Origin of the sequence: Rhizobium sp. M10, from assembly GCF_002531955.1 — a bacterium.
Classification (GTDB): domain Bacteria; phylum Pseudomonadota; class Alphaproteobacteria; order Rhizobiales; family Rhizobiaceae; genus Rhizobium; species Rhizobium etli_C.
Window position 1 is genome coordinate 1 of record NZ_NWTA01000030.1, and the last position, 13,748, is coordinate 13,748.

Genomic DNA, 13,748 nt, shown 5'->3' on the forward strand with positions numbered 1-13,748 from the left:
GGCCCAGGCGACCTTCGCCTCGAAGATCGAGATCGGCGACGGCAAGGCTGAGGTCACCCGCGAGGTCGATGGCGGCCTGCAGACGATCGAGATCAAGCTGCCGGCGGTGATTACCACCGACTTGCGCCTGAACGAACCGCGTTATGCCTCGCTGCCGAACATCATGAAGGCGAAGAAGAAGCCGCTCGACAAGAAGAGCCCGGCCGACTTCGGCGTCGATACGACGCCACGGCTGAAGGTCTTGAAGACCGAGGAGCCGTCCGGCCGCAAGGCCGGCGTCAAGGTCAAGTCGGTCGCCGAACTGGTCGACAAGCTGAAGAACGAAGCCGGCGTGCTGTAATCGGGTTGGAACAGGAGCAACTATCATGACCATTCTTCTTCTGGCCGACCATGACGGCAATCACCTCTCCGACCAGACCGCCAAGGCGCTGACGGCGGCCTCCCAGATCGGCGGCGATATTCATGTGCTGGTCGCCGGCAAGGCCGCCAAGGCGGCGGCCGATCAGGCCGCCAAGCTTTCCGGCGTGACCAAGGTGCTGCTCGCCGAAAGCGACGCGCTTGCCAACAATCTCGCCGAACCGCTGGCCGATCTGATCGTCTCGCTCGCCGGCAGCTATGACGCGATCGTCTCGGCCGCCACCTCGGTCGGCAAGACCGTGCTGCCGCGCGTCGCTGCCCTCATCGACTTCGCCCAGGTCTCGGAGATCATCGAGGTCGTCAGCCCCGATACCTTCAAGCGGCCGATCTATGCCGGCAATGCCATCCAGACGGTGCAGGCAAGCGATGCCAAGAAGGTCATCACCGTGCGCACCGCCTCGTTTGCCTCCGCCGCGGAAGGCGGCTCGGCAACGGTGGAGGCGATCGCAGCGATCTCCGATCCGGGTCTGTCGCGCTTCGTCGCCGATGCGCTGTCGGCCTCCGACCGTCCGGAGCTGACCTCGGCGAAGATCATCATCTCCGGCGGCCGGGCATTGGGTTCGGCTGAGAAGTTCAAGGAGGTCATCCTGCCGGTTGCCGACAAGCTCGGGGCTGCCGTCGGCGCCAGTCGTGCGGCCGTCGATGCCGGTTATGCCCCGAACGACTGGCAGGTCGGCCAGACCGGCAAGGTGGTGGCGCCCGATCTCTATATCGCCGCCGGCATCTCCGGGGCCATCCAGCACTTGGCCGGCATGAAGGACAGTAAGGTGATCGTCGCCATCAACAAGGACGAGGAGGCGCCGATCTTCCAGGTCGCCGACTACGGCCTCGTCGCCGATCTGTTCGACGCCCTGCCGGAATTGCAGAAGGCGCTGTAGGGCATACCGCGCAAAACTGCACGGCGGTTTTGCGACGACATAGGCATAAAAGCAAAGACCTGAAGCGCGCCAGGCGAATCGGAAAGATCGCAACGCGCTTCAAAGCCCCCAAATGCTTTTCTTTCGCACTTGCGAATGACTGGAAAATTGTCTTTTATCTGCTGCCGGGCGATCTTTCGTCCGGCAGTAATGCTAAAATAGTGCGGCAACGCGGGGGCGACTGCCGAGCGGGGGTTTGGAGATGAGTGCGGTGTTGAAGAATATTGGGATCATCGGTGCCGGCCAGATGGGCTGCGGCATCGCGCATGTTTCGGCCGCCGCAGGGTACAGGGTCCACATCTACGATCTCTCGCAGGACCGCATCGAATCCGGCCTCGCCACCATCAACGGCAATCTTGCCCGCCTGGTGACGAACGGCAAGATGACCGATGAGGAACGTAAATCGACCTTGTCGCACATCACCGGCTCCGCCGATGTCAACGACCTCGCTCCGTCCGATCTGGTCATCGAAGCGGCCACCGAGGACGAAAGCGTCAAACGCAAGATTTATAGTCAGGTTTGCCCGGTGATGAAGCCGGAAGCGCTGCTGGCCACCAACACCTCCTCGCTTTCGATTACCCGGCTTGCCGCCGCCACCGACCGCCCCGAACGCTTCATGGGCATTCATTTCATGAACCCGGTGCCGGTCATGAAGCTGGTCGAACTGGTGCGCGGCATCGCCACCGATGAGAAGACCTTCTCCGCCGCCAAGGAATTCGTCGGCACGCTGGAAAAGACCATTACCGTCGCCGAGGACTTCCCGGCCTTCATCGTCAACCGCATCCTGCTGCCGATGATCAACGAAGCGATCTACACGCTCTATGAAGGTGTCGGCACGGTCGACGCCATCGATACGGCGATGAAGCTCGGCGCCAACCATCCGATGGGGCCGCTGCAACTTGCCGATTTCATCGGCCTCGACACCTGCCTGTCGATCATGCAGGTGCTGCATGACGGCCTGGCGGACTCGAAATATCGCCCCTGCCCGTTGCTGGTGAAATATGTCGAAGCCGGCTGGCTCGGACGCAAATCCGGCCGCGGCTTCTACGACTATCGCGGCGAAGTGCCCGTCCCGACACGCTAAGCGGGACATCACCAAAAAGGGCGAATGGACCGGACGCCCGCGAAATGCTTTCCTTGCCGTGAATGGGAGGAAACGCCATGTCGACTGAAACACCGATGTTCCTGCTGCAGTGCTGCGTCCTGATCGGAATTGCCGGCGTTTTCCTGATCAGAGGAAATGGCGACTCCTGACCGATATCCTTACGATCCGATCGCACCCTTGATCAAAGTCTTGGCGTCCTCGCTGTCCCAGGCGGCGGGTCCGTTCATGGCGGAGATCAGGCAACCCTTGTCGTCGAGCAGCAGCGTCACCGGCAGGCCGAAGGCGAGACCTTCCTTCTTCAGGCTATTGAAGACGCCGATCGTATTGTCGCGGTAGAGCTGCAGCGCATCGACGCCCGTCTCGGCCAGAAAAGTCTTCGGCTTTTCGTCATCACCGGTATCGATATTGACCGGCACGACCTGGAACTTGTCGCCGCCCATCTGCTTTTCCAGTGCGTTCAGCGCCGGCATCTCTTCGCGGCAGGGCACGCACCACGTGGCCCAGAGATTGAGCAGCACGGTCTTGCCGGCGAAATGGTCGAGCGTCAGCGGCTTGCCGTCAGGGCCGTTGAAGGACACCGCGGTCAGTTTGCGCGGCTCGCTGGCGGCGACCATCGCGGCAACCTGCCCCTTCATCAGCGGCGCCAGAGTGGCGGCGCGTTCCCGCGCCAGCGGGCATTCGGCCGAAGCGGTATCGCCGATGCCATTGCCAATCCCCGTCTCCTTCACGTATACCGCTGCCGCACCGGCAACAACGCCTGCAACGGCGGCGATTGCGATCAGTTTTACCGACGGCAGACCGAAGGGTTTTTTTGTCGTCATTTCATTCTCCAGGACGGGCATCCATGGCCGAGAGCAACACGGACACCAAATCCTCCAACCAGATGTGGGGTGGGCGCTTCGCCTCCGGCCCGGACGCGATCATGGAGGAGATAAATGCCTCGATCGGTTTCGACAAGAAGCTATTCGCGCAAGATATCCGCGGTTCCATCGCCCATGCGACGATGCTCGCCCATCAGGGGATCATTTCGGCCGAGGATAAGGACAAGATCGTTCACGGGCTAAACACGATCCTGTCAGAAATCGAAAGCGGCAATTTCGAATTCTCGCGCCGGCTCGAAGACATCCACATGAATATCGAGGCGCGCCTGGCGACGCTGATCGGACCGGCTGCCGGCCGGCTGCACACCGCCCGCTCGCGCAACGACCAAGTCGCGCTCGACTTCCGCCTCTGGGTGAAGGAAGAGCTCGAGAAGACCGAGAAGATGCTGACCGGCCTGATTGCCGCCTTCCTCGATCGCGCCGAGGAACATGCCGAAAGCGTCATGCCGGGCTTCACCCATCTGCAGACCGCCCAGCCCGTCACCTTCGGCCATCACTGCATGGCCTATGTCGAAATGTTCGGCCGTGACCGCTCGCGCGTGCGTCATGCCATCGAACATCTGGACGAAAGCCCGATCGGTGCGGCCGCCCTTGCCGGCACCGGTTATCCGATCGACCGCCACATGACGGCCAAGGCGCTCGGTTTCCGCGAGCCGACCCGCAATTCCATCGACACGGTTTCCGACCGCGATTTCGCCATCGAATTCCTGGCGATCGCCGCGATCACGGGCATGCATCTGTCGCGCTTGGCCGAAGAGATCGTCATCTGGTCGACGCCGCAGTTCGGTTTCGTGCGCCTCTCCGACGCCTTCTCGACCGGCTCCTCGATCATGCCGCAGAAGAAGAACCCGGATGCGGCCGAACTGGTGCGCGCCAAGACCGGCCGCATCAACGGCTCGCTGATCGCACTGCTGACGATCATGAAGGGCCTGCCGCTCGCCTATTCCAAGGACATGCAGGAAGACAAGGAACAGGTCTTCGACGCAGCCGAGAGCCTGGAGCTGGCGATCGCCGCCATGACCGGCATGGTGCGCGACATGACCGTCAACACCGCGCGCATGAAGGCGGCGGCCGGCTCCGGCTTCTCGACGGCGACCGACCTTGCCGACTGGCTGGTGCGCGAAGCCGGCCTGCCGTTCCGCGATGCCCATCACGTGACCGGCCGCGCCGTCGCGCTGGCCGAAAGCAAGAGCTGCGACCTGGCCGAGCTGCCGCTCGCCGACCTGCAGGCGATCCATCCTGATATCACCGACAAGGTCTATGACGTGCTGACGGTCGAAGCCTCGGTCGCCAGCCGCAAGAGCTTCGGCGGCACGGCCCCCTCCGAGGTGCGCAAGCAGATCGCCTTCTGGCGCGCCCGCAACTGAAAGAAAGGCGAAGCGAAACGCCGCTTCGCCCTTCCCCCGCACGGGGAGAGACCGTCCAACAATCAGGGTGCACAAGGCGGAGAAACTTCGCTATGAAGATGTCCATCGTTCGGAATGAACGATGTCCGTCATATCTCGTACAAGAGGATATCCATGCAGAAGAGCTTGCCGCACCTCATTCGCTTGACGGCAGTCATCGCCGTCATCGGCCTTGCCGTTGCCGGATGCGGGCGTAAGGGCGATCTCGACCCGCCGAGTGCTGCGGCAACGAAAGAAGGCGACGTTTCCAAGCCGACGAAACAGCCGGGAACCGTTGACAAGCCCTTCCTTCTCGATCCTCTTCTTTAAGGCATAAGCCCGTGAACCACTTCGAGCACCGCGACGGCATCCTTCACGCCGAGAACGTTCCCGTTCCCGAGATCGCCAAGGCGGTCGGCACGCCGTTTTACGTCTATTCCACCGCCACCCTGGAACGCCATTACCGGGTCTTCTCCGAAGCCTTCGCCGATATGGACTCGATGGTCTGCTACGCGATGAAGGCGAATTCGAACCAGGCGGTGCTGAAGACGCTGGGTCGCCTCGGCGCCGGCATCGACGTCGTCTCGGAAGGGGAACTGCGCCGCGCGCTCGCAGCCGACATTCCGGCAAGCCGCATCATGTTTTCAGGCGTCGGCAAGACCCCATCCGAGATGGATTTCGCGCTCGAGGCCGGCATCTACTGCTTCAACGTCGAATCCGAACCCGAGCTCGAAATCCTCAACCAACGCGCCGTCAGCGCCGGAAAGAAGGCTCCCGTCTCCTTCCGTATCAACCCGGATGTCGACGCAAAGACGCATTCGAAGATCTCGACCGGCAAGAAGGAAAACAAATTCGGCATCTCCTGGGAGCGCGCCCGCGCGATCTACGCCCATGCCGCCAAGCTGCCCGGCATCGAGGTCACCGGCATCGACATGCATATCGGCAGCCAGATCACCGAGCTGCAGCCCTTCGACGACGCTTTCAAGCTGCTGCGCGACCTTGTCGCGACGCTCCGCGCCGACGGCCACACGATCGATCATGTCGATATCGGCGGCGGCCTCGGCGTCCCCTATAAGGACGACAACAATCCGCCGCCGCTGCCGGATGCCTATGCAGCGATCGTCAAAAACCAGCTGCGCGATCTGGACTGCAAGGTCATCACCGAGCCCGGCCGCCTGATCGTCGGCAATGCCGGTATTCTGGTGACCGAGGTGCTTTATGTGAAGGACGGCGGCGAGAAGACCTTCGTCATCGTCGACGGCGCGATGAATGATCTCATTCGCCCGACGCTCTACGAGGCCTATCACGAAATCCGCCCGGTGACGATTTCGGCGGCGAATGCGCCGCGCATCCGCGCCGACGTCGTCGGCCCCGTCTGCGAGACCGGCGACTATCTGGCGCTCGACCGCGAAATGGCGATGCCGAAGCCCGGTGATCTGCTGGCCGTCAGCACTGCCGGCGCCTATGGCGCCGTCCAGGCCGGCACCTATAACAGCCGCCTGCTGGTCCCCGAAGTTCTGGTCAAGGGCAGCGATTTCCATGCGATACGACCGCGTAGAACCTATGCCGAGCTGATCAGCCTCGATTCGGTTCCGGCTTGGCTCGACTGACAAGGCCATCACTTTTTGGCGAATAAACGTGAAAAGCCGGTATTGCCGGCCGCTCGCCCTCGCCTTCGCCACAAAGAGTGTTATCCTTGTCAGCCATGAGCGTATTGCCCCGCAATCGCCGGAAGCGCCCTCTGTTCCACGTCAGATCGCGGAGACCGGACCGATGACAAGCCCCTTCAGGCAGAAGAAAGGTGCTTTTGCGCTCCGCCCTGCCCTTGCCCGGCTGGTGACGACGAAACGTCTGCTGGCGCGCATCGTGCTTTTTTGCGAGCAGCTGCTGCCACCTCTGTTGCCGGTCCTGTCGGTCGCCGCCCTTTATCTCTCCGCCTCCTGGTTCGGCGTCTTCCGCAGCGTGCCGGACTGGTTGCGCGTCCTTCTGCTGATCGCTTTCGCTCTCGCTTTCCTTGTCGCGCTCCTTCCCTTCCGCAATCTGCGCTGGCCGAGGATCGCCGAAGCCGACCGCATGCTGGAAGAACGCAACGGCTTGCCGCACCAGCCGGTCACCGTCCAGGAAGACGAACCGGCCTTCGATGCGCCCTTCGCCCGGGCGCTTTGGCGCGAGCACCAGCTGCGCATGGCCGAAAAGATCGCAGCGCTCGACGCCGGCATGCCGAGGCCTGACATTGCCAGGCATGACCGTTTCGCCTTGCGCGCCATTCCGGCGCTGCTTGTCGTCACGGCCTTTGCTTATTCGCTGTCGATCAATGGCGGTTCGGTCAGTGACGCATTGCAGGCAGCGCCCGAACAGGTGACGGTCGATCCGGCGGTGCGCATCGACGCCTGGGTGACGCCGCCTTCTTATACCGGCCGCGCGCCGGTCTACCTGACCGCCGACGGCAGTGAACAGGCGCCGATCGGCATTCCGCAGTTTTCCGCTCTCACCGTGCGCGTCAGCGGCGGAAAGACGGCCGAAAAGGTCGTGTTCCGCAAAGCGAACGGTCAGACGCAGGAGATCGCCGTGCAGGCGGACGCAAGCCCGCGCCAGACAGCTGCGGCGGCCGGCAACCAGCCGGATGCCGCACCGGCCGGCCAGGCCGCCATCGCGCAGACGCATGCGATGAAGCTCGAGGAGAACGGCACGCTCGAAGTCAGCGGCCGCCGCTGGAGCTTCGACATCCTTCCCGACAAGGCGCCGGAAATTGCCTTTGACGGCTTGCCGAAGCCCAGCGTCAACGGCGCGCTTGAAATTGGTTTCACCGTCAAGGACGACTACGGCGCCCAGGAGGCTCATGCGGAGATCCTACCGCTCGAAACCGATCCGAAAGCAACGCCTCTTTACCCATTGCCGGAGTACAGGCTGGATATCCCCCGCCGTAACGCCCGTGACGCCAAGGGTGTGACCAGCCGGAACCTGACCGAACATCCGCTCGCCGGCAAACGCGTGCGCGTGACGCTTGTTGCCAAGGACGGAGCCGGCCAGACCGGCCGCAGCCCGCCGTACGAGATGACGCTGCCGTCGCGGCCCTTCAACGAGCCGCTTGCCGCGGCCGTCGCCGAGGAACGGCAGGTTTTCGCCCTCGACACCCGCAAGATGCCGCAGGCGATCGCGCTGAACGAAGCGCTGACCATCCGTCCCGAAGAGACCATCCCCAAGCTCACCAACTACCTGTTGCTGGAATCCGCCTTGGCGCGCATGAAGCTCGCAAAGAGCGAGGAGGCGCTGAAGGATACGGCCCAATATCTCTGGGAAATAGCTCTCGGCATGGAGGACGGCGATCTTTCCCTTGCCGAGCGCAAGCTGCGCCAGGCCCAGCAGAACCTTGCCGATGCGTTGAACCGCAACGCGCCGGACGAAGAGATCAAGAAGCTGATGGACGAACTGCGCAAGGCGATGCAGGACTATCTGAGCGAGCTTGCCGAGCGCATGCAGAATGCGCCGATGCAGCCGAACCAGAACGCCCAGAACTTCCTGCGCCAGCAGGATCTAGAACGGATGATGGACCAGATCGAGAATCTCGCCCGCTCCGGCAACCGCGACGCGGCCCAGCAGATGCTGTCGGAGTTGCAGCGCATGATGAACAATCTGCAGGCCGGCCGGCCGCAGCGCGGCCAGCAGAGCCAGGAGAACAGTGAGGCCCGCAAGCAGATCGACAAGCTCGGCCAAATCCTGCGCGACCAGCAGAAGCTGATGGAACAGACCTTCCGCCTCGATCAGCAGCTCAAGGACCGCATGCAGCGCGGCGAACCCGAAATGGGCGAAAACGATCCGCTGCTCGACGAGATGGCCCCTGGCGAAAACGGCGAGCCGCAGGAGCAGCAACAGGGCCAGGAAGGCCAGCAGCCCTCCGACCAGATGACGGCCGAACAGCTGCGCGAGGCGCTGAAACAGCTGCGCGCCCAGCAGGATGGGCTCGGCAAGCAGCTGGGCGAATTGCAGAAAAAGTTGGGCGAGATGGGCATGAAGCCCGGCCCCGGCTTCGGCCAGGCGCAACGCGAGATGGAAGGCGCCGGCCGCGAACTCGGCCAGGGCCGCGGCCAACCGGCCATCGAAAACCAGGGCCGCGCGCTGGAAGCGCTTCGCCAGGGCGCCCGCGACATGATGAACCAGATGATGCAGGCGCAGCAGGGCCAGCAGGGACAAGGCCCGAACGGCCAGGTCGGCCAGGGCGAGCAGAACGGCCGCGATCCGCTCGGCCGGCCGCGCATGAGCGAGAGATATATCGAGGACGACGGCGTGAAGGTGCCTGACGAAATCGACGTTCAGCGGGCGCGGGAAATCCTCGATGCGATCCGCGAAAAGCTCGGCAACAATCCGCCGCAGGAAATGGAACGGCGATATCTCGAACGGCTGCTGGATATCCAATAGGCGCTCAAGCGCGTAACCCCGAAAATCGCAATCGATTTTCGGGGTTACGCGTGAAATTTTGAACAGGCGTTAGGCGACCAGCGCCCGGGCAACCGCCTTGCGGATATCGGGAAGCGCGAATGGCTTGGCGACGACGTCGATGATCTTTTCGGCCAGATCGTCGGCGCGTTCGCGCTGCTCGGCATAGCCGGTCATCAGCAGGATCTTCAAAGCAGGAAAGGCATCCTTGGCCTGGTGGGCGAGCTCGATGCCGTCCATCACAGGCATGCGGATATCGGAAAGCAGCAGGTCGTAGACCCCATCCTTGAGCTTCTCCAGCCCCTCGGCGCCATCGGCCGCTTCATCCGTCTCGTGACCGTCGAGCCTGAGCGCCCGGGCTACGAAAGACCGCAGGGAGTCCTCGTCTTCCGTAATCAGAATTCTTGCCATATGTGCATTGCTCCGTCTTCAGCCCCGCGACGGAAATCACCAGACTTTCCTTTTCGATCGGTAAAGATGGCGAAGCGATGGACGGGATGGTTAACAACCCGTCTCGAGTGTCAGCGCGGCGCGGCGCCTCTTTCAGACGTGCTAGAGCCGTTTCTAAGGCGCTGCAATACTCCCGATCAGGCGTCGCCGGTCACCACGCCGACGAAGGGCAGTTCACGAAAAGCATAGGCGACATCCATGCCGTAGCCGACGACGAAATAGTCGGGGCATTCGAAGCCGACATAATCGGCCTCCAGCTTTTCCTTGCGCTTGACGCGCTTGTCGAGCAGCACGGCGATCGTGACGTTGCGTGCGCCGCGCTCGAACAGCAGCTCCTTGGCAAACAGCAGCGTCCGGCCGGATTCGAGGATATCGTCGATCAACAGGACGTCGCGGCCATGCACATCGCTGTCGATATCCTTGACGATGCGCACGCCCTGCGAGACCGTACCGCTGCCATAGCTCGACAGCGTGATGAACTCGACCTCCGGGGCAAGCCCGGTGTCATGCAGGGCGCGGATCAGGTCGGCGGCGAAAATGAAGGAGCCCTTGAGCACGGCGATGACGAGCAGGTCCTTGGTCGGACCGTTGGCGATCTCCCGCGCCATCGCATGATTGCGTTCGGCAATCTGTTCGGCGGTGAAGAGCGGCTCGATATTTTTTCCGCGCACGACAGGCATAGGGGCTTCTCCATGAAAAGAAGGGTAAGCCGTTAGCACATATGCGCGCCTGAAACAGCCTCGCCGGCTAGAAATTAACCGGATTGGCGCGACCTGCTGCAGGAATTGGCCGTGGCGCGCCGGTGGTGCTTCTATGGCAGGAAGGAAAGCCGAACCTCCGGCATCTTTCCGCCGGCATGCTGAACGCGCGCCGAAAAGCCCCGGCTCTGGCCGCTATAGATGACGTCAACAGGCGGGTTGATGACGATGCTCGCGGTCAGCCGCTCGTCGGTCACGAGATCGGCGCGGATCGGCTGCAGCGTCTGCGTCGTGCCGCTGTCGTTTTCGATGATGCCGTTGATGACGAGCAGGCGCATGCCGTTCGCATCACGCGGCGTCGCCGTCACATGGGTGAAATGCAGCGGCGCTCCGGAATAGGCTCGGCCGCCCGACAGGCCGGAAAAGCCACCCGCAAGCCCGAAGACGAGCACGGCAAGCGCCAGCACCAGTACGGCGAAACTGCGCATCGACGCGCGTTGCAGCCAGGTCTCCGCCTCCCGCAGAAGAGAAGCAGCCATCGCCGGCCGAAGCGGCGGCTGTGCGGCGCCTGCCCGCTTGCGGTTGTCGTTATGGGTCCTTGCAGTGAATTCCCGCGGCCGCACCTTGCCGAGCGTGACGAATTCGGCGTCGGCAATATCGGCAGGGCGCGGATTGCGGTACTGGCAGCTTGCGGGTTCGGGCGGCAGGAAATCATAGGCCTGGACCGGTGTCCGGCGGCTGAAAAAGGATGCTTCCATGGTGGCTGCCTCGCAGATGTCCACATGGTTTCGCTGCCAGCGCTAATCTTGGCATTGAAACGAATCCTGCTCAGTCGTAAATTTTAATGGTTAATGCTTCGCAAAGATTGCCATCAAACGGGCGTCTTTCCGGCAAAATTTACCGGCTGTTAACGGTGTTGGTTAACAAGTCGCACGGTGAAACCCACAACAGACTGAGCTGCCCGTTGATTCACTTCGAGAATGTCGGTTTGCGCTATGGCATGGGCCCGGAAATCCTCCGGGACCTGACCTTCGACATTCCGAAGAAATCCTTTCAGTTCCTGACCGGCCCGTCGGGCGCGGGCAAGACATCGCTGCTGCGGCTGCTCTTCATGTCGCTGCAGCCGACGCGTGGCCTGATCCGCATGTTCGGGCGCGATATTTCCGAAATTCCCCGCCCCGAGCTGCCGCTGCTGCGCCGGCGCGTCGGCATCGTCTTCCAGGATTTTCGCCTGCTCGATCATCTCACCACCTATGAGAATGTCGCTTTGCCCTTACGGGTGCGGGGCAAGGAGGAGAGCTCCTACAAGACCGACGTGCTGGAACTGTTGAAATGGGTCGGCCTCGGCGAACGCATCAACGTGCTGCCGCCGGTGCTCTCCGGCGGCGAGAAACAGCGCGCCGCCATCGCCCGGGCGCTGATGGATCGGCCGGAAGTCCTGCTGGCCGACGAACCCACGGGCAATGTCGACCCGCCGATGGCCAGGCGCCTGCTCAATCTTTTCCTCGAGCTCAACCGGCTCGGCACGGCGGTCGTGATCGCCACCCATGACCTGGCATTGATGGAACAGGTGGAAGCCCGCCGCATGATCCTCTCGGAGGGGCATCTCGATATCTATGACTGAGCTCCCGTCCAAAAACCGAGACAAGGCGCCGGCCCAGGCCCAGCAGAAGCGGCCGGAAATGCGCGTGCGCCCGACTGCGCCGATCCTGCCGCCTTCCAACATCCAGGGCAACGCCCTGATGGTGGTGATATCGATCATGGCCTTTCTCGCCTGCCTGACGCTCGGCGGCGTCAGCATGGTGCGTTCGACGGCGGCGAGCTGGGAGAGTCAGATCTCCCGCGAGATCACCATCCAGATCAAGCCGGACGACAATCTCGACATGGAAAAGGCGCTGACGCAGGCGCGCGACCTGGCGCTGACATTTGTCGGCACCAAAAGCGGCCAGATCGTCGACGAGGCGGCCACCGCCCGTCTGCTCGAACCCTGGCTCGGCCCCGGCCTCGACCTCAAGGATCTGCCCGTCCCCCGCCTCGTCGTCATCACCATCGACGAGAGCAACCCGCCGGATTTCGAGGCGATGCGCGGGCTCCTGAAGGACAGCATCCCGCAGGCGAGCCTCGACGATCACCGCACCTGGGTCGATCGGCTGGTGTCCATGGCGCACACGACGGTGCTGATCGGCACCGGCGTCCTGCTCCTGGTCTTTTCGGCCATGGTGCTCACCGTCGTCTTTGCCACGCGCGGCGCGCTGTCGGGCAATCGCCACATCGTCGAAGTGCTGCATTTCGTCGGCGCCGAAAGCTCTTTCGTCGCCACCGAATTCCAGAAGCATTTCCTCAAGATCAGCCTCAAGGGCTCGGCGATCGGCAGCGCGCTTGCCGCTCTTTTCTTCGCCACCGCCGGCTTCTGGCAAAGCCGCACCCTGGCGACGCCGGAAACGGATCAGGCAACCGCGCTGTTCGGCACTTTTTCGGTCGGCGTACTCGGGTATGCCGGCATCTTCGCGACCATGATCGTTATCGCGCTGCTGACGACCGTCACGGCGCGGCTGACCGTCATGCGGACGATCTATGAAATCGATACATTGCGCTCGGACCCGACGCGCACCGACGGTATCGCAAGTTGATCGTGACCATGTCGTTTTGTCATTGTAGCGTCTGTTCCACGCCGTAATCAGCGTATAATCACGATTCATGACCATGGGCCATACGACACGCAACCCGATTCGGCAGGATCCGGAGCTTGATCGCCCGGCGGGCCTGCCGCCGCGACGCGGGCCGATCCGCCGCCTGTTGCGCTGGGCCGGCTTTGGTTGCGTTCTGGCGATCGCCCTGGTGTTCGGCGGCTTCCTGCGCTTTGCCGATTCCGTGACGACGCTTAAGCCCCCGGTCGAGCCGAAGGCGGACGCGATCGTCGTGCTGACAGGAGGCTACCAGCGCATCGACCAGGCCGTGGAACTGCTGCAGAAGGGTGCCGGCAAGCGGCTTCTGATCTCCGGCGTCCACCCAACGACGACGCCGGCTCAGATCCGCAAGATGACGCAGGGCTCGGCCGATCTCTTCTCCTGCTGCGTCGATATCGGTCATGACGCGATAGACACGATCGGCAATGCCGAGGAAACCTCCAACTGGATCCACGCCAAGGGATACAGAAGCGTGCTCGTCGTCACCAACAATTACCATATGCCGCGCACCCTCGCCGAGCTCTCCTATGTCGATCCCGACATCGAGTTCATCCCCTATCCCGTCGTCAACTCGGATCTGAAGACCCGCAACTGGTTCACCGATCCGAACGCGATGCGCGTCATGCTGGCCGAATATCTGAAGGTGCTCTTGGCCGGCGCCCGCAACATCACCGGTTTCGGCCGCCACACCGGGCTACGCTCGGCCAGCGTGTCCGCGGCAGACTGAGGTTTTACCAGAGCATGATGCCGAAAAGTGTGAGCGGTTTTCGGACG

The 13,748-nt window shown here is 62.7% G+C and carries 13 protein-coding genes and 1 pseudogene; 10 read left to right on the forward strand and 4 right to left on the reverse strand.

The features are described 5' to 3' along the window. From CO671_RS29440 to CO671_RS29450, 3 genes and pseudogenes are all read left to right on the forward strand, one after another. Positions 1–340, forward strand: a pseudogene (locus CO671_RS29440) (electron transfer flavoprotein subunit beta/FixA family protein); the annotation flags it as partial. Between the two features lie 25 nt (positions 341–365). Then, a complete protein-coding gene (locus CO671_RS29445) occupies positions 366–1,295 on the forward strand; it encodes an electron transfer flavoprotein subunit alpha/FixB family protein (protein ID WP_097608868.1) in 930 nt (309 codons plus the stop codon). Between the two features lie 241 nt (positions 1,296–1,536). Next, on the forward strand, positions 1,537–2,418 hold the full coding sequence (locus CO671_RS29450) for a 3-hydroxybutyryl-CoA dehydrogenase (RefSeq protein ID WP_010031432.1): 882 nt from the start codon (positions 1,537–1,539) through the stop codon (positions 2,416–2,418). A 179-nt stretch (positions 2,419–2,597) separates the two neighbouring features. On the opposite strand, the gene CO671_RS29455 is transcribed toward CO671_RS29450, so the two are convergent. Beyond that, positions 2,598–3,260 (reverse strand): TlpA disulfide reductase family protein, encoded by a 663-nt coding sequence (locus tag CO671_RS29455; RefSeq protein ID WP_097608913.1) that lies wholly within the window; start codon positions 3,258–3,260, stop codon positions 2,598–2,600. A gap of 23 nt (positions 3,261–3,283) precedes the next feature. Here CO671_RS29455 and argH point away from each other — a divergent pair, with 23 nt between their 5' ends. From argH to CO671_RS29475, 4 genes are all read left to right on the forward strand, one after another. Continuing rightward, the gene (gene argH, locus CO671_RS29460; protein ID WP_097608869.1) at positions 3,284–4,687 is read left to right on the forward strand and encodes an argininosuccinate lyase; all 1,404 of its coding nucleotides are present in this window, start codon (positions 3,284–3,286) and stop codon (positions 4,685–4,687) included. A gap of 153 nt (positions 4,688–4,840) precedes the next feature. Continuing rightward, positions 4,841–5,035 carry a lipoprotein gene (locus tag CO671_RS29465; RefSeq protein ID WP_004671378.1) on the forward strand — a complete coding sequence of 65 codons (195 nt, stop codon included), beginning with the start codon at positions 4,841–4,843 and terminating at the stop codon, positions 5,033–5,035. Positions 5,036–5,046: 11 nt separating this feature from the next. Continuing rightward, positions 5,047–6,315, forward strand: a complete 1,269-nt coding sequence (gene lysA, locus CO671_RS29470; RefSeq protein WP_097580686.1) for a diaminopimelate decarboxylase — start codon at positions 5,047–5,049, stop codon at positions 6,313–6,315. A gap of 163 nt (positions 6,316–6,478) precedes the next feature. Continuing rightward, the gene (locus CO671_RS29475) at positions 6,479–9,121 is read left to right on the forward strand and encodes a TIGR02302 family protein (RefSeq protein WP_097608870.1); all 2,643 of its coding nucleotides are present in this window, start codon (positions 6,479–6,481) and stop codon (positions 9,119–9,121) included. Positions 9,122–9,190: 69 nt separating this feature from the next. Here the strand turns inward: CO671_RS29475 and CO671_RS29480 are convergent, their stop codons facing one another. From CO671_RS29480 to CO671_RS29490, 3 genes are all read right to left on the reverse strand, one after another. Continuing rightward, on the reverse strand, positions 9,191–9,550 hold the full coding sequence (locus CO671_RS29480) for a response regulator (protein ID WP_010028815.1): 360 nt from the start codon (positions 9,548–9,550) through the stop codon (positions 9,191–9,193). Positions 9,551–9,726: 176 nt separating this feature from the next. Further along, on the reverse strand, positions 9,727–10,269 hold the full coding sequence (hpt, locus tag CO671_RS29485) for a hypoxanthine phosphoribosyltransferase (protein WP_004671390.1): 543 nt from the start codon (positions 10,267–10,269) through the stop codon (positions 9,727–9,729). Between the two features lie 131 nt (positions 10,270–10,400). Continuing rightward, the gene (locus CO671_RS29490; protein WP_097608914.1) at positions 10,401–11,045 is read right to left on the reverse strand and encodes a hypothetical protein; all 645 of its coding nucleotides are present in this window, start codon (positions 11,043–11,045) and stop codon (positions 10,401–10,403) included. Positions 11,046–11,251: 206 nt separating this feature from the next. Between CO671_RS29490 and ftsE the strand changes: the two genes are divergently transcribed. From ftsE to CO671_RS29505, 3 genes are all read left to right on the forward strand, one after another. Continuing rightward, positions 11,252–11,911: a cell division ATP-binding protein FtsE gene (gene ftsE / locus CO671_RS29495; protein ID WP_004671394.1), complete on the forward strand. Its 660-nt coding sequence runs from the start codon at positions 11,252–11,254 to the stop codon at positions 11,909–11,911. After that, complete coding sequence (locus CO671_RS29500; protein ID WP_097608871.1) at positions 11,904–12,917, forward strand: ABC transporter permease; 1,014 nt, start codon at positions 11,904–11,906, stop codon at positions 12,915–12,917. The genes ftsE and CO671_RS29500 overlap by 8 nt, the downstream gene beginning before the upstream one ends. A gap of 67 nt (positions 12,918–12,984) precedes the next feature. Further along, positions 12,985–13,701, forward strand: a complete 717-nt coding sequence (locus CO671_RS29505; RefSeq protein ID WP_170965074.1) for a YdcF family protein — start codon at positions 12,985–12,987, stop codon at positions 13,699–13,701. Positions 13,702–13,748: the final 47 nt, after the last annotated feature.